The organism is Segetibacter sp. 3557_3, from assembly GCF_004354985.1.
In the GTDB taxonomy this organism is placed as follows: domain Bacteria; phylum Bacteroidota; class Bacteroidia; order Chitinophagales; family Chitinophagaceae; genus Segetibacter.
The window spans coordinates 110,518-135,103 of record NZ_SMSK01000010.1 but is presented as its reverse complement, the minus strand read 5'-3'; the positions used below and the strand labels follow the sequence as shown (position 1 = coordinate 135,103).

General features: G+C 48.4%; 12 protein-coding genes. 11 read left to right on the top strand and 1 reads right to left on the bottom strand.

All coding sequences use genetic code 11. From position 1 onward, the window contains the following. Positions 1-203: 203 nt before the first annotated feature. From EXU57_RS15490 to EXU57_RS15440, 11 genes are all read left to right on the top strand, one after another. Positions 204-3,218 carry a SusC/RagA family TonB-linked outer membrane protein gene (locus EXU57_RS15490; RefSeq protein ID WP_133269137.1) on the top strand — a complete coding sequence of 1,005 codons (3,015 nt, stop codon included), beginning with the start codon at positions 204-206 and terminating at the stop codon, positions 3,216-3,218. Between the two features lie 18 nt (positions 3,219-3,236). Then, the gene (locus EXU57_RS15485) at positions 3,237-4,754 is read left to right on the top strand and encodes a RagB/SusD family nutrient uptake outer membrane protein (RefSeq protein ID WP_133269136.1); all 1,518 of its coding nucleotides are present in this window, start codon (positions 3,237-3,239) and stop codon (positions 4,752-4,754) included. A 71-nt stretch (positions 4,755-4,825) separates the two neighbouring features. Then, positions 4,826-7,531, top strand: coding sequence for a Tat pathway signal sequence domain protein (locus EXU57_RS15480; RefSeq protein WP_133269135.1), 2,706 nt, complete (start codon positions 4,826-4,828; stop codon positions 7,529-7,531). Between the two features lie 207 nt (positions 7,532-7,738). Further along, positions 7,739-9,025 carry a DUF4861 family protein gene (locus EXU57_RS15475; RefSeq protein WP_133269134.1) on the top strand — a complete coding sequence of 429 codons (1,287 nt, stop codon included), beginning with the start codon at positions 7,739-7,741 and terminating at the stop codon, positions 9,023-9,025. A gap of 12 nt (positions 9,026-9,037) precedes the next feature. Then, a complete protein-coding gene (locus EXU57_RS15470; RefSeq protein ID WP_133269133.1) occupies positions 9,038-10,474 on the top strand; it encodes a glycoside hydrolase family 28 protein in 1,437 nt (478 codons plus the stop codon). 602 nt (positions 10,475-11,076) lie between these two features. Beyond that, positions 11,077-12,933: an alpha-L-rhamnosidase C-terminal domain-containing protein gene (locus tag EXU57_RS15465; RefSeq protein ID WP_133269132.1), complete on the top strand. Its 1,857-nt coding sequence runs from the start codon at positions 11,077-11,079 to the stop codon at positions 12,931-12,933. Positions 12,934-13,018: 85 nt separating this feature from the next. Next, the gene (locus tag EXU57_RS15460) at positions 13,019-14,446 is read left to right on the top strand and encodes a hypothetical protein (RefSeq protein WP_133269131.1); all 1,428 of its coding nucleotides are present in this window, start codon (positions 13,019-13,021) and stop codon (positions 14,444-14,446) included. Between the two features lie 481 nt (positions 14,447-14,927). Further along, positions 14,928-16,355, top strand: coding sequence for a sialate O-acetylesterase (locus EXU57_RS15455; RefSeq protein WP_133269130.1), 1,428 nt, complete (start codon positions 14,928-14,930; stop codon positions 16,353-16,355). Positions 16,356-16,414: 59 nt separating this feature from the next. Further along, positions 16,415-18,142 carry an FG-GAP-like repeat-containing protein gene (locus EXU57_RS15450; RefSeq protein WP_133269129.1) on the top strand — a complete coding sequence of 576 codons (1,728 nt, stop codon included), beginning with the start codon at positions 16,415-16,417 and terminating at the stop codon, positions 18,140-18,142. An 865-nt stretch (positions 18,143-19,007) separates the two neighbouring features. Next, positions 19,008-21,122: a beta-galactosidase gene (locus tag EXU57_RS15445; RefSeq protein WP_207955494.1), complete on the top strand. Its 2,115-nt coding sequence runs from the start codon at positions 19,008-19,010 to the stop codon at positions 21,120-21,122. 80 nt (positions 21,123-21,202) lie between these two features. Continuing rightward, positions 21,203-22,786, top strand: a complete 1,584-nt coding sequence (locus EXU57_RS15440) for a glycoside hydrolase family 28 protein (RefSeq protein WP_133269128.1) — start codon at positions 21,203-21,205, stop codon at positions 22,784-22,786. Positions 22,787-23,144: 358 nt separating this feature from the next. Here the strand turns inward: EXU57_RS15440 and EXU57_RS15435 are convergent, their stop codons facing one another. Further along, the gene (locus EXU57_RS15435) at positions 23,145-24,581 is read right to left on the bottom strand and encodes a TolC family protein (RefSeq protein ID WP_133269127.1); all 1,437 of its coding nucleotides are present in this window, start codon (positions 24,579-24,581) and stop codon (positions 23,145-23,147) included. Positions 24,582-24,586 lie beyond the last annotated feature (5 nt).

The window sequence follows — 24,586 nt, the reverse complement described above, 5'->3', positions numbered from 1 at the left end:
TCCTGCCCCTACTGATAGCATGACCCGAAAGTAAAATAATGGGTTAGGATTGCTTTTTGGAGAACGGCATGGTGTCCCCGGGTATAATTTCATTCTTCAGCATAGTGCAGGATGCGGTACCTTTAGTGATAGGCTAACTTAACTTTAACTTTTGGGAGTAAGCCAGCTTTTACCCCGGATGATAACGACTTAAATCTGCCATCATGAACCCTAAGCTACTGCTCAGATGCTGCTATGCATCCCTGTTTCTCTTGTGTTCTCTTTTCAGTTTCGCACAGCAAAAAACACTTACCGGAAAAATTATCGACCAGGAGACGGGGCAGCCGCTCCAGGGGGTAACGGTTGCGGTTAAAGGAAGCGCGGCTACGGTGGTATCCAATGCCACTGGCGAATTTTCAATTGTTGTTCCCTCCAATGATGCGGTGCTTGAAATATCGTATGTTGGTTATGCCACCCAGCAGGTCAGGCCCGGCGCTCAATCTACCATAACGGTTTCGCTGGTTAACGCCAACAAACAACTTGGTGAAGTTGTGGTAGTAGGTTATGGAACCCAACGGAGAAAAGACATTACCGGATCAGTAACTTCTCTACGGCCCGAAGACTTCAATAAGGGAGTGGTGCTTACCCCCCAGGCCCTTTTACAAGGCAGGGCAGCAGGGGTTAACGTAACCCCCAATAGCGGCAGGCCGGGCGGCGCGGCCGCGATCAGGATCAGGGGCGGTACTTCCATCAGCGCGAACAATGAACCACTTTATGTGATTGATGGGGTGCCCCTTACTTTAAACAACAACCGGCAAACCACCATTGGCCAGGTTAGTTTACCCATTTTCAACCAGGAAGGTGTAAATCCACTCAACTCCATTAATCCTTCAGATATCGCTTCGATGGAGATCCTTAAGGACGCGTCGGCAACCGCCATCTATGGTTCCCGGGGTGCAAATGGGGTAGTCATCATCACCACCAAAAAAGGACAAAAGGGTAGGACCTCGACAACCTACGATACCTATGTCGGGATATCGAAAGTTGCAAAGAAGTATGATGTTTTAAGTGCCGATGCTTACCGGCAGTTTATGAAGGATAATAATATCACCAACTTTACCGATAAGGGTGCTAACACAAATTGGCAGGACCAAATTTATAGAACCGCATTTTCGCAGAACCATAACCTGTCCATTAGTGGCGGGTCGGAAAATACCACCTACCGGGGCTCTGTAGGCTACACTTCGCAAAAAGGGATCATCATCTCCTCAGGTATACAAAACTTTACCGGTCGGATCAACCTTAATCACCGGGCAATCAACAACAAGCTCTTGATCGAAATGAACCTGAGCGGGGCACAGGTTGAGGAAGACAATGCGCCGATATCCAGCGACCAGGGCGGTGAAGGCGGTAACATGTTTAAAGATGCGATCCGCTTCAACCCTACCTACCCGGTTTATGATGCCACTGGCAATTACTCCCAAATTAATGCTTTCATCGTAAACCCCGTGTCTTATGCCGAACAAATTGAAGACTTCCGAACCACCAGGAGGAACCTCGGCAACGTCTCGGCTACCTACAACTTCATCAAGCCCTTAAGTTTGAATGTAAACCTGGGTTATAGTTTCGAAGGACAGGATGGAAAAGCTTATGTGCCAAGAGCTAACCCGTTGGGCAACTCCTTTGGCGGACTGGCTAACTTACAGGAGTCGAAAGAGTGGAGCAAAATACTGGAGATCACCGGTAAATTCGAACGGCAACTCAACGACGATAATTACATCAATCTTATCGGCGGATACTCCTACCAGGATTTCACAAACGAAGGTTCGCGCGATCGCGTATCCAACTTCATCTCCGATGAATTCAGGTATAACAATATCGGTGCAGGAGCTACACGCGACGCAATTACATCGTACAAAGAAAAGAGCCAACTCATCTCCTTTTACAGCAGGCTCAACTACAACCTGATGGATCGTTACCTGCTGACCTTAACGGTGCGGAGGGATGGATCAAGCAAATTTGGACTCAATAACAAATGGGGAACCTTCCCTTCCGGTTCACTTGCCTGGCGCATCTCCAATGAAGGCTTCTTCAAAAAAGATGGTTTTGTTAACGACCTCAAACTCCGGTTAAGCTACGGCATCACCGGAAACCAGGAAATCCCGAACCTGGCTTCACAGGCAACCCTTGGTCCCTCTACTACAAACTATGTAATTGGTACAACACCCATTACTGCCATCGTACCCGAACGATATGCAAATCCTGACCTGAAGTGGGAGGAAACCGCCCAGGCAAACATTGGTATAGATTACCAGTTGCTGGACAATCGCATCTATGGTTCGCTCGACTTTTACAAGAAAAATACAACCGACCTGTTACTGTCTTTTGCTATTCCCTCACCATCGGTTGTTACCACCCAACTGGCTAATGTAGGTGAAGTAGAAAACAAGGGTGTTGAATTTACCATTGGCAGCAGGATCATCGATAGAAAAGACTTTGGGTGGAAAGTGGACTTTAATATTGCCGCCAACAGGAACAAGGTGCTGAGCCTTTCAAGTAACGTTTGGAGCACAAAAATCATCCGCAACTACACCGTGTCTGGTTTTGGTTTCACTGCTGTAAACAGCCAGGCCATCATTCCCGGCGAGCCATTAGGTACCTTCTACGGACCGAAATTCATGGGCCTGAAAGATGGCGTTCAACAGTTTGAGGACCTTGACAAAAGCGGTGCATTTTCTGCAGCAAGCGATGTAACCATCATCGGTAATTCTCAACCGGATTTTACTTTTGGATTGGGAAATAACTTCTTCTATAAAAATATCGATTTCTCCTTCTTCATTCGCGGTGTGCAGGGAAATGATGTGTTCAACAATACCGCGTTGGATGCGCAGCGTATCCAGATATTACCGGGGCAGAATGTGCTTGCTGCCGCTTTAAACGAAGGCATCAAATACGGCCAGGCAGCGGTGTATTCTTCAAAGTGGATCGAAGATGGCTCATTCATCAGGCTGGATAACCTTTCACTCGGTTACAATTTCAATATCACAAAGATCCCGGTGCTTAAAAATGCCCGGATCTATTTCACCGGTCAAAACCTGTTCCTGATTACCAGGTATACCGGCCTTGATCCTGAAGTGGTATCAAGTGTTCCCGGTACAGGTGAGTCTCCACGCGGAATTGATTTCTTTAGTTATCCAAGGGCACGTACCTATATGATCGGCGCAAGCGTAACGTTCTAATACCTCTAAATCCCCTTTATGAAAAAGTTCCTTACCATAAAAAACAGCTTATTATTTATCCTGCTGCTTTCTTTCGGCACCGCTTGCACAAAGCTTGATGAACAACTTTACGGACGGGTTACATCTGAAAATTTCTTTAAAACCGATGCCGAAGTTTTAGCGGCCTTAGCCGGGGTATACAACAATATGGGCTTTGCCGTAAATGGCGGCAATCTCTGGCGTTTGCTGCACCTTGGCACCGACGAGTTTATCATGGTAGCTCGTTCTGACGGCCGCTGGCTCGACGGGGGCGTTTATATCGAATTTTTCGAACATAAATGGACACCGATCAATAATCGCCTCGGCTCGTACAGCGATGTGTTCAGAACCATTGGAAGTGCCAATGCCGTTCTCGAAGGAATGCAAAGTTCTCCCAACGCTGCAAACATTAAGGCACAGATTGCTGAAGCCAGGGGGATCCGCGCATACGCTTATTTTTATGCAATGGACCTCTGGGGTAATGTGCCAATTGTTACCACCGCGCGTATAGAACCGTCGAACCTGCCTGAAACAAAAACACGAAAAGAAGTATTTGATTTTGTTGTGGCGGAATTGACGGCTGCTGCAAACGACCTGCCGTCTGCAAAAACGGTTGGGCCCGCTTACTATCCAAGGATGACAAAAGAAGCCGCGTACGCGATTTTGGCGCTGACCTACCTGAACGCTGAAGTGTTTGCCGGTAAAGCTTACTGGGCCGAGTGCATTGAAATGTGCGACAAGGTAGCTGCAGGCGGGTATATTCTAACACCCAGTTATATCGACAATTTCAAAGTAGCAAATGAAGGTTCGAAAGAATTCATTTATGCCGTATCTATCGACCCCACCAAGGCTGCCGGAAGCAACAATTTCGCACAGCGAACCCTGCACGACTCCCATGCAAAAACATATAACTTACCGTTTATTCCGCAGAACGGTTTTAACATCGTTGAAGATGCTTATAACCGGTTCGAAGCGCAGGATATCCGCCGGAGTTTAATACTCGCCGGACCCCAGTTCGCTGCAGATGGTGTAACCCCGCTAAGAAATATTGCGAATACTGCCAACCTGGTTTTGGTTCCCATAGTTAACCCAAAAAATGCGGCCGAAAATGAGGGCTATCGGCTGATGAAATGGCAACCCGATAATACCTGGGTAAACGGCGGCGCCGGCAACGATGTAGCAACAATCCGCTACTCCGAAATACTATTAACCAAGGCTGAAGCCATCCTCAGATCGGGCGGATCAGCAGCAACTGCTTTAGGCCTTGTAAACCAGGTTAGGGTTCGCAGCAATGCAACCCCACTGCAGTCCATTACGATAAATGATATTCTTGACGAACGCGGACGCGAGCTAATGTGGGAAGGAACCAGGCGGAGGGATATGATACGCTTTGGAACCTTTTTTACATGGACCCCATTTTTTAAACCAACTGTTACGCCGGCTTTCCGCGGATTGTTACCCATACCGGCAACCGAGTTGGGGGCTAATCCAAAGCTTAAGCAAAACCCGGGTTATTAACACGGTTTTGCCTGAGCACTCGTTATCACCCATACCTGCGCCAAACCTGTATAAAGCACCATCCGGATACTATGAATAAAAACCATTGTAAGCTTTTTATCCTGCTGCTTTTTTCATTCGGCAGCACCATCGTAAATGGTCAGTTACCACCGCCGGTGGAGCTTAGCTGGCTCGACACAACAGCCTTGTCACAACCTATCGGCACCACCTGGGGAGTGCCCTGGAAACGTGGTGCGGTTAAAGTAACCAATAGCTATTCGCTCATCAATCCGGAAGGCAAGGCTATCGGGGTTCAGACGTGGCCCCTCGCTTACTGGCCCGACGGCTCGGTTAAATGGACGGCACTCGCAGCTGTTCCGGGATTACAGCAGGGGAAATATAAACTGCAGGTATCATCCACACCACCAAACAAAATTCCCGGCAGTTTTGCACAGGAAAATGGTTCTTTCATAAGGATCAATACGGGCAATCTCCAATGCGTCATTGCTAAAAGGGGGAAGTACCTGATCGACTCGCTTGTCATGAGTGGAGTTGCCGTTGGCACGAATGGCCGGCTGGAGTGTATCCTTCAAAAGGGACCGGAAGGCGAAGACTTTGAATCCCCCCGTAAAGAAAAGTATACCAGTAACATTCAAAGCGTTTCCCTTGAACAATCCGGCCCGGTAAGATCAGTTGTACGGGTGCAGGGCAACCTCCAATCCACGGGTGGACAACACTCGTGGTTGCCGTTTAGCATTCGTTTGTACTTCTACAACGGCTCAAATGCTGTTCGCATGGTAAATACAATTACCTACGACGGTGATGACCAACGGGACTTCATCAAAGGCCTTGGTCTTGTATTTAATGTACCCATGCGCGAGCAGTTGCACAATCGCCATGTTCGGTTTGCTGGTGATGGTCCGGGCATCTGGGCCGAACCGGTTAAACTACTTGTTGGCAGGGCGCAATTTATGCTTAACGGTACAAATGTGTTCCCCGGCCAGCAAGCCGGTAAGCCTGTTGCAAATGAGGACCAATTCGATGCACGCACACAGGCACTGCTGAAACACCTGCCCATATGGAACGATTACAAGTTGGTACAATCAAACGCAGACGGCTACAACATTCAAAAGCGTACAAACCCGCAAAGCACCTGGCTCGACGCCATTGCAGGTAAAAGGTCAGCTGGTTTAGTGTTTGTTGGCGATACCCGTGGCGGTTTAGCTGTTGGCCTTAAAGACTTCTGGCAGTCTTATCCGGCAGCACTCGAGGTGCGAAATGCAGCCAGAGACATTGCGGAATTGCGCGTATGGCTTTGGTCGCCTTACGCCGAAGCAATGGATATGCGACATTATGATACCATCGGTCACGACCTTACTGCGACTTACGAAGACTGGCAGCCGGGCTACAGCACACCATACGGTATAGCACGTACCAGCGAACTAATGCTGTTCGCACATGATCACGTTCCCGCGAATGCCGAACTCAGCAGTAACGCTGCCGTAGCCAGCCGCCCTCCCGTATTGGTTAATACCCCGCAGTACCTGCATTCGGCCGGGGTATTTGGTGAGTGGACCGTTCCTGACCGCTCCACAGCCGGTAAACGGTGGCTCGAGGGCCAGCTGGATAAAGCAATTGATTTTTACAAAACCGAAATAGACCAACGCAACTGGTACGGCTTCTGGAACTATGGCGACGTAATGCATGCATACGATCCGGTTCGCCACACCTGGCGTTACGACATCGGCGGATTTGCCTGGGACAATACTGAGCTGTCGACCGATATGTGGTTGTGGTATAGCTTCCTGCGAACGGGTCGTAGCGATGTGTTCCGGATGGCCGAAGCAATGACCCGTCATACCAGCGAGGTTGACGTTTATCACCTTGGCAAGTTTGCGGGGTTGGGCTCCCGCCACAATGTTCGCCATTGGGGCGACGGCTCAAAAGAGGTGCGTGAGAGCCAGGCAGCATACCGCAGATTTTATTACTACTTAACTGCCGACGAGCGCACCGGCGACATGATGCGCGAGGTAGCCGCAACAGCCGACATCGCCATGGCGAAAACCGACCCGCTTCGAATGATTCTTTCGCCCACAAAATACCCCACCCACGCCCGGATGGGTCCCGACTGGCTGGCGCTTGTAGGCAACTGGATGACCGAGTGGGAACGTACGGGCGACAAGCGCTGGCGCGACAAGATTATGGCAGGTGTCAACAGCTTTGCTAAAATGCCCTATGGTCTGTTTTCTGGCCAGCAGGCGGCGTTTGGTTACGATCCGGCAACAAACAAGATGCACCAGTTAAATGACACCCTTGGTGCGGTTCACCTGAGCATATTAATGGGCGGTCCCGAAATCGTGAACGAATTGGAAGGGCTGCTGCAGGATAAAAATTTCAGTCGCATGTGGTTGCAGTTCTGTAGGCTTTATGGCGCACCGCAACCCGAGATCATCAAGGTTTTTGGAAAAGGGGGCAACCTCAGTAACCTCGCACCCGATTATGCCCGTATGCCCGCGTTTGTTGCAAAAGCAACAGGGGATACCGGGTATGCCTCAAAAGCCTGGAACCTTTTTCTTGCACCGGGTAGCGGAACGAAGTTCGACTGGAAACAGCTTTCCGGACCCGACGTGCTCAAGCCGCTGAAAGAAGTGCCATCTATATCAACTAACAGTACCGCTCAATGGAGCTTAAATGCAATTCAATTGTTGTCGATGATTGGTGACAAGCTACCGGCCCAACATCCATTGTGGTCAGGCCGTGACTCAACCAACGCTTCTGCCTCCAACGGATCGCAATAAAAATAAAGTTGCGGACTCAGGAACGGATCTGTCGCCACTTAACAAGCTTTATTTTTTCGTCTCTGGCATTTGGTTCTTTGTTTGAATCCCGTTGCCCGTCCGAATGGCAAAGCCGGGGGGCGCCGAACTCTTGTACGGCTGTGGTTGGCGCTACGGAAAATTACGAATCAGATTAAGTGTATCTAAACGAAGTGTCGAACTAAAATAATGAGAAACATTACTCTTGCCCTGGCGACATATGTGCTTTCGACTGCCGCCGACGCCCAGGTTACCAAAAGTGGAACCAACCGCACGATCACGGTTGCGAATACCTCTTCTATTCAATTAACAGATAAAGCCGTTTCAATAAAAAGAACGCAACTGCCTGCTATACCCGCCGGTGTTGTGTATCCTGTCTTGCTGTCTTCGGGGGGAGACACCATTCCGGCACAACTCGACGATCTGAATGGCGATAACAAGTGGGACGAACTTTTTTTTGTAATAAGCCTTAAGCCGGGCGCCTCACAGGCATTATCACTTATATGGGTCTCAGAACAACCGGTCTATACCAAACGTACCAGTATTCGTTTTGGCAAACGGATGCGTGCCGACGAACCTGTTACACCCGCAACAACTGAAGTGGTCTACGCCAGCGACATGCCTAAGAAGATGGGTTTTCAAAGATACCAAACGGATGGTCCCACCTGGGAAAATGACAAGGTTGGTTTCTTGCACTATCTCGATGGCAGAAATGCAAAAGACGTATTCGGAAAGCGGGTTTCGGCCATCTCGCCCGAAACCGTGGGCATCAGTAAAACGGGTGCCGTTGAAGACAATTACCACGTAATGGAAGCCTGGGGGCGTGATGTAATGGCCGTTGGCAACTCAATCGGTCTTGGTGGGGTGGCATTGCTTAAAAATGATAGCATCATGCGCCTCGGCATTACAGTCGATGACTCGGTAAACAACATAGAGAAAACAACTTTTAAGATTGTAACCGAAGGTCCTGTGCGGTCGGCTATGCATATCAGCTACCAGAACTGGAAACCCCGTTTTGGTAAATATTCGGTTGAGGAAAATACCAGCATTTGGCCGGGCATGTACGCTTACAACAATGCGGTAAAAGTCTCAGGGCTACAGGGCAATGAACGGCTGCTGATTGGACTTGTAAGCATTTTTGCAACGAAGCCACCGATAGAAGTAAGGGTCAATGAAAAATGGATCGCACTCATTTCTCACGACCGGCATAGCTACAACAAAGAATGGTGGCTGCCACTTGCACTATTGCTGCCTGCCAATATTTACGATGGCGTTATTGAGGCGCCAAAATCGGGCAAGCTTTCCAACAGTTACCTCGCAAAACTTAAAGTCAGCAACAACAAGCCTGTTCAATACTATGCCATTGCAGGTTGGGAGAACAGTGACGAAGGGTTTAAGAAACCAGACTACTTTCAACGTTATGTTGAGGACCTGGCAAGGCAGCTGTCTGCCCAGGTCAAAGTCACCATCAAATAGCAGCTACTGCCTATGCCACTAACCCCACGCGTTTTTAGCCGACGACAATTGGTCCGTTCTGCGGCAAAGCTTGCAACGGTAACAACCGTTGGTGCGGCCCTGCCATCATTGCAGCTTTTCGCTGCCCCGGGCCCGCCTGCTGCTCCCGCTTTCGAGGTGCTGCAGTATGGTGCTGTAGGCGACGGAAAAACATTGGATACCACTGCCATTCAAAAGGCAATCGATGCCGCCGCAACCTCCGGAACGGCTGCCCGGGTGCTTGTTAATAGGGGGCATAAATACCTGGTGGGCACAATCGAATTAAAATCCAACATGGACTTCCACCTGGAAGGAGATGCCGAGTTGTTGGTCAGCTCCGTTAAAGCAGATTATAGTGGGGGCGCCGCTGTTATTGCCAATGGCGCAAATGGACTTACCATATCAGGAACGGGCAGGATCAATGGCCGGGCACTGGAATTCATGACCCACTTTGAAGAGGCAAACGAATGGTGGATACCCAAAGAGTGGCGGCCCCGTTTGTTTATTCTCACCGGTTGCACTAACCTGGTTGTACGCGACATTACCATTGCAAGCGCCCCAAGCTGGAGCCTGCATATGCTGGGTTGCGAAAAGGTGCTCGTGGAAAAGATCAGGATACACAACAACCTCGATGTGCCAAATTGTGATGGGATTGATCCCGACCATTGCCGGGATGTGGTTATCCGTGGCTGCCACATTATTTGTGGCGACGATGCTATTGTAATTAAAACCACCCGGCAGCAACAAAACTATGGGCCATCAGCAAACATCACCGTTAGTGATTGTTTGTTAGAAACCCAGGACTCGGGTTTAAAAATTGGCACCGAAACAACTGCCGACATCTACAACATTGTATTCGAACGATGCAAAATCGTAACGTCGTGTAGAGGGCTTACGATCCAGCTTCGGGATGAAGGAAACGTTTACAAAGTTCGCTTCAGGGATATCGAATTTGTATCGCGCTACCATTCTGACCCATGGTGGGGAAGGGGTGAGGCGATATCGCTGACCGCAATACCTCGTACACCCGAAACAAAGGTGGGCACTATCTCGGATGTTAGTTTTGCAAACATAAAGGGCCGCGCTGAAAACAGCATTCGCATCAACGGCACAAAAGAAAGCCGGATCCATAATATCCGGATGAACCATGTTGATGTCACCTTTGATCGCTGGACAAAATACCGGGGCAACCTTTTCGATAACCGGCCCACGACAGCGTACCCGGCAATTGAGCCGCACAATACACCAGGCTTTTATATCCGTTTCGCCGACGATATTAGCCTGCAGAATTGCCGTGTTCGATGGGGCAAGAATGTACCGGAGTATTTTTCAAACGCCTTGCAGGCACACGACGTTACGCGTATCACTATGAAAGCTTTTAAAGGTGAAGCGGCGTTTCCTAAACGTGATAAAGCAGTGTTGATTACATAAGCAGTAGTGATCAAAGAGAGTATTCAACGGTCGTCATCGCGAGGAACGAAGCGATCCCCCTGGAGTGATGAGATATGAGTGATGAGAGATGAGACGTGATGGTGCGGTGGGCGTTTGCTGTCATCCCAAGGCACGAGGGATCCCCCTGGAGTGATGAGAGATGAGACGTGATGGTCGGGTCGGGTCGATGAAAGGAGAGAGGGGTTGGGGAGTGATGAGATATGAGATATGAGATATGAGTGATGAGATATGAGTGATGAGAGATGAGACGTGATGGTCGGGTCGGGTCGATGAAAGGAGACAGGGGTTGGGGAGTTATGAGATATGAGTGATGAGAAGTGATGGTCGGGTCGGGTCGATGAAAGGAGAGAGGGGTTGGGGAGTGATGAGAGTTGAGAGATGAGACGTGATGGTGCGGTCGACCAGTTAACTGATCAACTTGTCAACTTATCAACTATCAACCAGTCAACCAGTCAACTTGTCAACTTATCAACAGGTCAACTAATCAACGTACCCCGGTGCATATAGAACAAAAAGTACAAGTGAGTGACACAACAAATGCTCAATATAGTACCACAGCTGGTAGCCAAAAAAAAAATTTCATGCAGAAGATAAATCTGGTTAGTTCGCAGTTACCTGCCTTTGGTCGAAGAAAGGCATATGCACCTGCGGGCATATGCCTGAAGTTGCTTTTATGCCTTAGACTAATTGCAAATTGCTACGGCACCAATGCGCAGGTACCCACGATATTCAGCGATAGTAAAGCCGGCCTCGTGGAAAAAGATGTTTTGAGCCGCGCCTACCTGGTGCCCACCAGGATTGTTTGGCAAACCCCCGACAGCTCGGTGTTAAATGCGGATCACCTATTGACATCAACCGAACACCAGCCTTATTTTGGCGACCAACGGGTTACCAGGCTCGTAAATAAAGGTGGAACCCGCGCAGGCATAATACTCGACTTTGGCCGTGAAATACATGGCGGCATACAGATCACTACCTCCACCAGCAACCGGGTAACACGGAAGCTGCGCATTCGTTTTGGAGAGTCGGTAAGCGAATGCATGAGCGACGTTATCGGCGACGGCACAACGGGAACCGAAGGCGGTGCTACCAACCATCATGCTATGCGCGATTTCGAGATGACCGTTCCGGGCTATGGTACCGCAGAAGCCGGCAACTCCGGTTTTCGATTTGCACGTATCGACATTGCTGAGCCCGGTAGTTCGCTCGCAATAAAGGAAATCAGGGCGGTAGCTACCTACCGCGACATTCCTTACCTCGGCAGTTTTAAATGCAACGACGAACGTTTGAACAGGATCTGGAAGACCGGAGCTTATACGGTACACCTCAATATGCAAGACTACCTGTGGGATGGTATCAAACGCGATCGCATGGTTTGGATCGGCGATATGCATCCTGAAGTAATGACGATCAATTCGGTTTTTGGCTACCAGGAGCTCGTGCCAAAGAGCCTGGATTTTGTTCGCAACCATACCCCTGTTGAGAAGTGGATGAATGGGATCAGCGCCTATTCCATGTGGTGGATCATTCTGCAACACGATTGGTACCTATACCATGGCAAACGGGATTACCTGCAACAACAAGCCGGTTACCTGGTGGCCCTACTCGATACCTTGCGTATCCGCGTGGATGCCTCAGGAAAAGAAAACCTGAACCCGGGCTTTCGATTTATCGACTGGCCTTCGAGCGAAAATGAAAAGGGTATACATGCCGGCTTGCAATCGCTGATGGTACTTGCTTTTGATCGCGGTGCTACACTCTGCGAAATTCTTGGGCAGCCGGCGAGGGCAAAGGAGTACCGGGCACTGGTAACAAAGATGAAAACTTATGTACCGGATCCGAATAAGTCAAAACAGGCCGCATCCTTACTGGCGCTTGCAGGCATCGTTCCGGCTGAAAAAGCTAATCGCGAGGTTATAGCGGTTGGCGGTACAAAAAACTACTCCACTTTTTTCGGCTACTATATGCTGCAGGCACAGGCAAAAGCAGGCGACTATCAAACCTGCCTGGATAACATCAGGAGTTACTGGGGTGGGATGCTCGACCTGGGTGCCACCACTTTCTGGGAAGATTTTGATCTTGAGGAAGCGAAAAACGCGGGGCGCATAGATGAAGTGGTTCCTGCAGGCAAACTCGACTATCACCGCATTACGGGAGCCTATTGTTATATTGGGCTTAGGCGTAGCCTTTGTCACGGCTGGGCATCCGGACCGACCGCCTGGTTAACAGAACATGTGCTTGGATTTAAGGTCGTTGAGCCTGGTTGCAAAACGATATCCATTGAACCACACCTTGGTGACCTGGAGTGGGCAGACGGAAGTTTTCCGACACCCCATGGAGTGATTAAAGTACGGCACACAAAAGGTGCAAACGGCAAGGTCAACACCACCATACTTGCTGCTCCGCCAGGGGTAAGGATCAACGGAGTTAAAACATAAGCCGAATGGACCAACACCGCGCTGCAATGGTAGCAAGCCTGAATGGCAAAATAGAAATCAATTGAAACACCGATAAATTGTACATATGAAAACTAACAGATCTTTTCTCTACTGGTCGGCGCTAACCACTGCCTTACTGGTTGCGGGCTCATCGTTTTCGCAGATCGGAAAACGCTTCCCTTCAGAGCGTAAGGTGGTTAAGGACCCAATCACCGGCACGATGCTTACGTTCTTAACCAGCACACCCACCGGCGATGCAAAAATCTACCAGACGCACAATCAATGGACCTCAGATGGTCAGTGGCTGGTTTACCGCTCGGGCCGCATACCGGGCGAAGCCATGGCGGTGAACGAAAAAACCGGGGAGATGGTGCAGGTTACCGAAGGTGGCTATACGGGAATGCTGAACATTGCGCGCAAGTCGATGAAACTTTACTTTATGCGTAATCCAGATACTACGCGGCGCAGACCGGTGATACGCGATAGTGCGTTGTATCGCAACAATCCCGACTCGTTCAGGAGAATGATCGAAGGGCCGCTGCAAATTGTTGAGGTAGATCTTGCAAGGGTTTTTGCCGATAGTAAATCCGGCAGGATGAAACCTGCTTCGGATTATCAACGTGTATGTGGCACCACCCCCAAAGAACTTGGTGCAGGTGGCGACATGGCGCTTGACGGTGATGAAGAGTGGGCTTACTTCAGGGTAGGTCGCGATGCGGCGGCAAAAAACCTGAAGCCGGGCACCAAGGTCGAAAGCAACTTCGGGCCACGCAATATGGGCGCAGGCCCATCGGGTATCGCGGGGATGAATGTAAAAACAGGGGAGATCAAATACGTGGTATCGGTGCCTTTCCAGATCGGGCACATCCAAACCAATCCATGGATGCCGGGTGAAATTGTGTTCTGCTGGGAAACCGGCGGCAAGTCGCCCCAACGTACCTGGACCGTAATGGCGGATGGCAGCGGGCTGCGTCCCCTATATCCTGAAGCAGATTTTGAGTGGGTTACGCATGAGGCTGTAACGGCGCGCGACGAAGTGGCAATTGCCATCATGGGGCATCGCACCATACCGGGTACAAAAACAGGTATCAATGCACCCGGCACGGCGGTGAGTGGTGCCAATCCAGGCCAGGAAACGGCATGGGGTCCATCGGGAACGCGTGAGAAGCCAACCGGACTGGGCATTGTGAACCTGAGAACAAGGGAGATGTCCATCGTTGGTCAAACACCTAGCGGAAGCGGGCTATGGCATGTAAGCGGATCGCCTGATGGCAGGTGGGCAGTAGGCGACGACTTTGCGCGTGGCATCTACCTTATCGACAGGCATACTCGTGAGATGATCCTTTTGTCTACAGGCCATAAGGAAACCGCTGCCGATCATCCGCACCCAACCATGAGCCCTGATGGAACCAAAATACAAATTCAATCTGCCATGCTTTCTGCCGATAACCGGTCGATGAACATCTGCATCATTCCCGTTCCGGAAGCGTGGCTGAAGAGAAGCTACAAGTAGTTATGTTGAATTTTACATGTTGAATGTTGAATTGGGGCCAGGGAAAGAAATAAGCTTGGTTGATGATATATTGGAGCTTGTATGTAAAGTGATAAATAGAGCCGGTATGAGCGCTACGTTGGCAGAACTCATACAGCGGAAACAATGCTGCTTTACTAAAAAGACACTTATGGAGCCAGCTTTAAATCTTTAATGAGGCTCCGGTTGTGTCACTCACTTCTACGGAAACAATGCTATTCACCTGGTATTTACCATAGTTCAATGGTTCACTTATGATATCTCAACGAATGACTTCGAGTGATAACCAACACAGATTACGACACATCACTCATACCAAAGTTTCATTACCAGGCAACATCCGCTTAACTCTTCATCATCACTCTAACATTTAACCACCCCAACGAGATCCCTCATGCCCGGGAATAAGAACTGGGCTTTCGTCATTTAACATTAAACATTAAACATTCAACATAACAAACACATGCCCTTTCTTCTTCTGCTCGCCCTTCCATTCCTTGCTCCTGCACAGTTGCGTTTGCCAAAAGTGATTGGCAGCAATATGGTATTACAACGCAACAAACCCCTGCCGGTTTGGGGGTGGACAACACCGGGTGAACAGGTAAACGTATCGTTCGCCGGCCAGCAACAAACAACCAAATCCGACACTGCAGGATATTGGAAGGTAACCCTTGCACCAATGAACGCAAATGAACAACCACAAACGATGACCATTACTGCGGGAAATACGATCACCCTTTCAAACCTGCTGGTTGGCGAAGTGTGGTTGTGTTCGGGTCAGTCGAATATGGAGTACCCGATGAAGCGTGGCAACTATGCGAAACCGGCAAGGGGCGCCGACAGCGCCGAGCTGGAACTTAAAAATGCCTACCCTTCCATCCGCATATTCAACGTGCAAAAAGTATTGAGCACACCGGATGTGACCACCACCGGCTGGAATGAAGCATCAGGAGAAGCCCTGGAAAAGTTCTCGGCTGCCGGTTTCTTTTTTGCCAAAAACCTGTATCAACAACTCCGCATACCCATCGGGGTAATCAACTCCTCATGGGGTGGTAGCCGTATAGAACCATGGACACCTGCAGAAGGTTATAAAGCCTTGCCCGCGTTTGCTCCGGAAGCGGAAAAGACACCTTTTATGATCGACAGTGCGGTGCCCGGAAAAAACTATCGCAGCATGATTGAACCGCTCGCACCATTTGCGTTACGCGGCTTTTTATGGTACCAGGGTGAGTCGAACTGTATGATGAATGATGGTATGCGCTATGCCGATAAGATGCAGGCACTTGTTGAAGCGTGGAGAAACAAATGGGGCATTAATGAGCTCGCGTTTTATTCCGTACAGCTCGCACCATACTCTTACACCAAACGGCCCGACCGTATAAAGCATACCCCGGAAACACTTCCTGAATTCTGGGAGGCGCAGGTAGCTTCAGAAAAGATTCCTTTCAGCCGTTCTATCGTGGTTACAGATCTTGTCGACAACCTTACCGACATTCATCCATCGTACAAGTGGGAGGTGGGTCGGCGCCTTGCACTGGTAGCACTTGAAACCGATTATCAACAAAAAGTGGTTAGCAGCGGCCCCCTGTTTACAAAAATGAAACGAAAGAAGGGGAGGGCTGTTTTATCCTTTCAAAATGCAAACGGGCTGAAAACAAGTGATGGTAAGCCCCTAAGCTGGTTCAGCATCGCCGGATATGATGGCGTGTTTAAGCCGGCTGATGCGGTTGTGCGTGGAAACAGGATAGTTGTTTCCACCGCTGGAATAAATAAGCCTTCCGCAGTACGGTTTGCCTGGCATGAAACGGCAATGCCAAATCTTGTAAATGGCGCGGGGTTGCCTGCTGTGCCTTTTCGTACAGACAACCGCACCTGGCGTTATCAACCATAGCCATAGTACAGGCAGAAACAGGTACTAAAAACCCAAAAATATTTGCTCAAATGATCTACATGAAAAAGTACTGGTTAGGGCTGTTGTTGCTTTGCCTCATGGGCCAGGCCAAAGCACAAGAGGATAGGGGACGACTCAAGAACACGGTGATCATACCGGCATCCGATTTCCTGGAAGAAATTCCAAAAGGTAATACCATCACCGATGCGGGTCCAATGGGCGACTGGCTGTTCAACAACACCGGGCTGGTACTTAAATCGGCGACAAACCTCATGACTACCATATCGGTACCGGAAGATGGTGCCTACACGCTTTTTGTAAGAAGCAAAGGTGAACAGGGAAGCTCTTTCAAAGTAGCAATCAATGATAAAGTAACCGACTCTACCTTTGGCAGGACTCAACTTACCTGGACCAATGCCGGGGCGTTCCACCTCAAAAAGGGACAAGCATATGTAAAGATCACCCGCATAAATCCGGGTTCAATTTTCGACGTGCTGGTACTTACCAAAAACAACCAGCTTAAAGCGGAGGACATCACCGCCTACCAACTGAACCCTGATGTGCAGCTGCTAAAAGAATACAGGATACCAATGTCTAATGCCGTTAAATTCGGCGACGTAGATGGCGATGGTAAAACCGATTTGTTCGTCCTGGAGCCGGACTTTTCTGCACACGTTTTCAATCACGACGGTAAAGAACTCTGGAGCTGGAAGGCACCCGAAGAATATACGCGTGAACGCTCCGAATTTGAAGCGCCTGGGGTACTATGGGATTTCGACAGGGATGGCAAAGCTGAAGTGGTGCACTGGCGATTTATCGACGGTAAAGAATGGCTGGTGATTGCCGATGGCGCTACCGGAAAAATCAATAAGCAAACAGCATGGCCAACAAAACCGCTGCCACATGTTTATAATAATTTTCGCCTGGCAATAGCTAAACTCACGGCCGGTCCGCCCAACGAACTGGCCGTATTCACCGATATGGGAGGTGCCATCAACATCAATGCTTTTGATGAGAATTTGAAACCGATGTGGGTGCATACGGAGAACAGGAAAAAGGACAATCTTGGCCATTATATTTACCCGATCGATTTAAATAAAGATGGCGTCGACGAAGTATTAGTTGGCTCACTTTTGCTTGATGCGAACGGCAAACAAGTATGGAACCGGTTCGACCTGCTGCCCGACAACCACGACCATGCGGACAGCTATAAGTTTGGTGATGTTAATGGCGATGGTAAAACGGACATTGTAACGTCGAATAGTGAAGCGGGGGTGTTTGTATATGACGCAATGACGGGTAAGATCATCTGGCAAAACGTAGCGGAACACAGCCAACAAATACAGGTGGGTAATTTTCTAAAAACTGCAGGGGCTCCGCAGGTTGTTGTGGGTGGCCGGACTTATGGCAACCGGCAGGTGAATGAGCCTTATCTTTCCAGCCAATTGTACTGGTTTGATAACACGGGAAAAAAGTTGATGAAGTGGCCGGGTAATCCTATTAACGGCAACCCCGATTTTGTAAAGGGTAATTGGAAGGGCGATGGCAGGCAGCAACTGTTCTGGTATAAGTTCAGGATCAACGATAGTGGTACAGGAAAGCTGTATTTTCCTGATGGGGTATTTCATATGTTTGATTTTACCGGCCGCGGTGCTGAAGAAGTAATTACCTTAAACAGGGGATTACTTCGGGTGTATGGCAGCAAAAGTGCAAAGCATACCGGCAAGGATTTGAAGAAAGATCCCTTGTACCTGAAGAACTCGGTGGTGAACCATACGCATTATTGATAAAAGTCTAGAGCGTTATGAGTTAAGAATTAAGAATTATGAGTCAATGTCGTTTAGTGAAGCAATCTTTTTTGGACCAAGCCGCAGTTTTTTAATTGTAAATCGTTGCGTCGCACACTTGTACCGTATACCATTACTGGGCAATTAAGCCAGCAGGGGCTTAACTAAACGACATTCAGTTATCAGCGGGTATTAACCATATGTGTAACTGTAGCATTGGTCGATATGAGTTGTAAAGGGTCATGAGTTAAGCATTATGAGTTAAGCAATAAGAATTGAGAGTTATGAGCGGTTGTGAATTCGTCGTTGTGATTTGAAAATTAATATTTATTGGCGTTAAGTGTTATAAAGTGATATTGGAGATAAAGGGCTATGTTGAATATTAAGTTAATGACGTTTAGTTAAGCTTTTGTACTGCATTAAAGCTGCGTATTTTAACTGGAGTACAAGAGTGCGGCGCCCCCGTCCGAATGGCTTCAGCCGGGCGGACGTCCGACTGGCGCAGCCGGGCGGGCAACGATGCTTAACAGAAACAATACAGTTAGGCCCAAAGAAATGTACTTAACTAAACGACATTGAATATTAAATCAAGATTTCTGAAATCAGGTTTAAAGGGATGATGAGACGTTGAATGGTAAGCAATAATCGGTTGCAATCGTCACAAAAGATAAATTTAAATTTGCCTCATTTAACAAATAACATTTAACATGCAACATGAATTGCGCACTCGCCAAACGCATAACGCTGCACTCATAATTCATAATGTTGCACTCATAACTCATAACGCTGCACTCTTAACTCATAACGCTGCACTCTTAACTCATAATTGTACCCGATTGAATTACTCTAAACAAAAATTGCCAGCATGAAAATCGTACCGGAAAGGGGTGTTATCATGAGTTCTTGCCTGATTTTATTAGTAATGATTTTGCAGAACAAAACAGTTGCTCAACAAAATCAAAACTTTTTTCCGAAACAGGATTTGATGACGATCGGGTCATATTATTATCCCGAACAATGGCCGCGCGAGTACTGGTCGAGGGACATTAAGAAGATGGCGGAAATTGGTTTCGAGTTTACCCATTTTGGTGAATTTGCCTGGTCTTTTATAGAACCGGAAGAAGGCAGGTTCGATTTTAAGTGGTTGGATGAAGCTGTTGAACTTACCCATCAGAATGGGGTGAAAGTGATCATGTGTACCTCAACACCAACACCACCGGCATGGCTGGCGCAAAAACATCCCGAGATCCTGATGGTTAATGCCGAAGGGAGAACGATGCAACACGGTTCCAGGCAACACATCTCTTGGTCGAGCCCTGTTTACAGAACCTATGTTGAGAAAATGGTTGAAGCTATTGGTAAACACTACGGAAAAGATAATCGCATATGGGGTTGGCAGCTTGATAATGAGCCCTCGCACTATGGGCAATATGATTTCAGCCCGGCCGCACAGCAAAGTTTCAGGAGATGGCTGGAAGCAAAGTATAAAAGCGTAGATGAATTGAATAAAGCCTGGGGCACCGCCTTCTGGAGTATCCGTTACAACGACTTCAGCCAGGTACTTATACCCAATCAAAAAGAACTCATTGCGCAACCCGCTCCCGCGGCTGTGCTTGACTTCCGGCGTTTCTCCGCTGACGAAGCGAACGAATTTTTGAGCCTCCAATACAAGATCCTAAGAAAGCATATACCGGCTTCACAATGGATCACGACCAACCTCATGCCTGAGCATGTAGACGTGGATCCTACACATATCAACAGTCTCGATTTTCTGACTTATACCAAATACCTGGTTGCCGGTTACGATAAAGGAATTGGTCCGCAGGGTTTTCGCCTGGGATCGTCGACCAGCATTGGCTTTGCAAATGATTTCTTCCGTTCATTTAATGGTACCACGGGGGTTATGGAGCTTCAGCCAGGCCAGGTAAACTGGGGCAAGTTTAATTCACAACCGCTGAAGGGTGCTGTACGCATGTGGATATGGCACGCGTTCGCCGGTGGAAATAAATTCGTGTGCAACTACCGGTTTAAGCAACCACTCACCGGTGGTGAACAATACCATTATGGCATCATCAGCACCGATGGGGTTACGCCAAGTACAAGCGGACTGGAGTACATAAGGGTGATCAACGAAATAAAAGAACTCCGTAAGTCGTACGACGCTGCTGCAGGCATGCCAGCGGCTTACAAAAAGCGCCTGACAGCGATCTTGTATAATGCAGACAACAGGTGGGAGATGGACAACCAGCCGCAAACCAACCAATGGTTTTTTATGGATCACCTGAAGCGGTACTACAATGGGTTGAAGCAATTGGGTGCACCTGTTGATGTAATTACTGAAGACAAAGATTTTTCCGGGTACCCGGTAATGGTTGCACCTGCATACCAGCTGCTTGATGCAAAGCTGGTAGAGCGATGGAAAACCTATGTTCAGAATGGTGGCCACCTGGTATTGTCGTCCCGTACCGGGCAAAAGGACCGAACCGGTAAACTCTGGGAAATGAAGTGGGCCGAGCCCATTCATGAATTAATCGGCGCAAAGATTTCGTATTATGATCTGTTACCGGATAGCGTGCAGGGTACAATTAAGATGGGCAACCAGGGGTATCGCTGGAACAACTGGGCAGATATGATTAAGCCGTTACAGGGTACAGCCGTTTGGGCAACTTATACCAACCAGTATTACGCAGGAACTGCTGCAGTGGTTTCGCACCGATTTGGTAAAGGAACAGTCACCTACATTGGCCCGGATACCGACGATGGTGCGCTGGAGAAAGCCGTATTACAACGAGTGTACCAGCAGGCAGGTATTGCAACTGAAAATTATCCCGATGGTGTGATGATCGATTGGCGGGATGGATTTTGGGTGGGGGTGAATTACTCCGAAAAACCCTTTATTGTTCCGGTTAAACCAGGTGCTAAAATACTTGTTGGCAGTAAGGTGGTGAAGACAGCCGATGTGGTGGTATGGAAAGATTAAGTCTATAGCACACGGATGGCACCGTTGAAGGGATCAAAAGACGTTATTAGAATTTTTCTTTACAATGATTAATCCTGTTTATGATGTTTAAAAGACCATTGTTTGTTTTGGTGATCATGTTATCCACGGCCGTATGTATGGCGCAGCAGCCAATGCAGCTGGTGAGTATACGGTCATATGGCGCGGTTGGGGATGGCAAAACAAATGATACCAGGGCGATTAATGATGCCATAGCGGCGGCCGGGAGAAGTGGCGGAGGAACGGTATTTTTTCCCGCCGGAACCTATATCAGCTATTCAATACACCTTCAAAGCAATATTTCACTTTACCTCGACCAGGGTTGTGTATTGCAGGCGGCCGACTCTACCCACGGTGGCCGGTATGATGAGCCGGAGCCTGGTGCAGGCAATAACTTCCAGGACTTCGGCCATAGCCATTGGCACAACAGCCTGATCTGGGGTGAGAATCTTGAGAACATTTCCATCCTGGGACCAGGCACCATTTTCGGCAAAGGACTAAGTCGCGGGTTTACCCGAAGCGAAGGTTGGGCAAGACGAGGGATTAATGCCGCACCCTATATGTGGGACGGTGGCGCAAATAAGGCCATCGCATTAAAGCTGTGCCGCAATGTAATACTTAAAGATTTTACCATCACCTATGGCGGGCACTTTGGTATTCTGGCAACAGGGGTTGATAACCTCACCATCGATAACCTTAAGATGGATACCAACCGCGACGGAATGGACATTGATTGTTGCCAGAACGTGCGCATCTCCAATTGCAGCATCAATTCGCCCTACGACGATGCGATCTGTTTAAAAAGTTCTTATGCACTTAACGAGGCGCGGCCAACACAAAATGTAACGATCACCAATTGCCAGGTTAGTGGTTATGACCTGGGAACATTTATTAATGGTACCTATCAGAGAAAAGCGTTTAACCAGGTGCCCGACCAGGAAGGTCCGACAGGCCGGATAAAATTCGGAACGGAGTCGAATGGCGGGTTTAAAAACATTACCATTACCAACTGTGTATTTGATTACTGCCGCGGGCTTGCTCTAGAAACCGTTGATGGTGCCTTACTGGAGGATGTTACGATCAGCAACATTACGATGCGGGACATTGTTAACTCCCCCTTTTTTCTTCGGCTTGGCGGTCGTATGCGTGGACCGCAAGGCATGAAGATTGGCGCACTCCGACGCGTATTGATCAGCAACATCATGGTGCATAATGCCGACGCACACTTTTCTTCGCTTATTTCCGGGCTTCCCGGGCACGACATCGAAGACGTTAAGTTTAACAATATCCGGATTTATCACCGGCAGATTGACTCACCGGCTACAACCATACAAACCACGGTTCCAGAGTATGAAAGAGCCTACCCTGAGCCCCAGAAGTTTGGTGTTATGCCTGCCTATGGGTTCTTCATCAGGCATGCATCGAATATACAAATGAATAATATTGAGATCAGCTACCTGGGTAAAGAAACCAGGCCGGCCATTATACTGGATGATGTAAAAGGAATAGAACTCTTTAACGTTAAAGCCCAACAGGCTGCAAATGCAAAGCGGTTTGTGCTGAAGAACGTCACAAACTTTGTCGCGGACAAAGTACAGGGGATTACACCACGGAATATGCCTAAGCTGACGAATACAAGTTTTTAGGGCCCTCACGGCAAAGCTGGTGTCGCACCGAATACACAGAAAGGCACAGCAGAAAACAATTACTTCTCGACGAAATTTGGAAAGACGTCTGTGCTCATCTGTGAGCAAAATGGGGTCTCGCACAGAAAGCACGGATAACCACAGAAGATTACTCTTTTATTCTGGATTGCCTTTTCCTTTTGTCAGGGCTTGTTTCTTCTGTGATCATCTGTGAGCCCACTATCCAAACTTAATTCGTTTAGTACGCAACCCTTTGTTTTCCACCAACGTCTATATAAGTGGTTTTTCATAGAATATTGGATTAAAACGGGGCTGGATTTCTATCCTGGCCCTTCTTTTTTTTACCCCTGTCCTGAGGTTAAAGCACGAGCTTACCCCTGTAATAGTCGAGTATTTGTGACCTGAATATGCAATCATATTTTGCAGATATCAGGTTTATCTTCGACCTGTCGACATTGTTTTTTGCAATCAGGTAATCTACCTGTGTCAGCACTCCCGCGTTAAACCGCACTTCTGCGATCCGAAACGACTCACTAAAATCTTCCACCTGCCGATGCAATGTTTTGTAACGTTCTCTTGCTGCATTCAACTGGAAAAATGCCTGCTCAACCTGCTGGTTCAATTGTGTACGCATTGCCTGTTCAACCACCGTTGCATTCGCCAGGTCGATCTTCGCAAGCGACACCCTGTTGCGGGCACGGAAACCATTTAGTATGGGAACCCTTACGCTGAGGTATAAGGATGTACTGTAATTGTTCTTGAACTGGTCGGTATAGGGGATCTTTTGGATGTCGAAATTTCTTCGCTGGGTCATTACGGGAACCTTGCTTCCGTTAACATTGATATAGTCGCCGGTAGCAACATCTACAATCCCCAATGGAATGTCGCGGCGTGCTGCATTGGAATAATTGGTGTTGATAGAACCACTAAGTGCAACCGTAGGCAAAAAGGTTCCTTTGGCTATCTTGATATTTGCCAACGCACTTTGCTTCCGGTATTCTGCCGCTTTGATGATGGCGAGTTGCTCTTCTGCAACCTCGTATACCCGGGAGGGAACATCGTTGTCGTAAACCAGCTCTTCGTTTATGGTGGTAAAAGGTTCCACCTGCAGGTCTTTGTCGTACGGTACATTCATCTGCTGACAGAGGCTTAACCTTGCTGCATTAAGTTCATTTGCACTGCTTACGATAGCCAGTTCATCGTTTGCGAGCTGCCCCTTTAAATCATAAAGCAACACGGGGGTAATGGCTCCTGCCTTGTTAAGCGTTTCGAGCCGTTCCATTTGTTTTCGGGTGACTGCTTCCTGGTTACGTGCCTGTATCAATTGTTCTGCCCCGTTCAACATCTGCACATAGGCTAGTATCACGTTCAGCATGATGTTGTCTTTTGTCTGCTGTACGTCCATTTGGGCAGCCTGGTTATTGAAAGTGCTTTGCCGAACAGCGTTTTTTAGTTGAAAGCCATTAAACAGGATGACAGATGAGTTCAGGTTATAGCTGGCATACGACACCTGCTGGTTGATATAGGTGTTTGTGAACGGGTCAATACTTCTGCCCTGGTTGAGCCCGTGACCAAGATTACCAAACAGGTCCGGGAAAGCATTCGCCTTAGCCTGCCGCAGTTGTATAGCAGTTGTCTCATTTTGCAACTTGCTTTGTTGTACCTGCAGGTTGTTTGCAAGCGCCTTCTCTACGCTTTGTTTTAACGTAATCCTGTGCACGGTGCTATCTTGCGCATAAACACATGGCGGTGCGGTTATCAGTAGCAAAACCGCTATCCTAAATAATAAATGCATTTCTT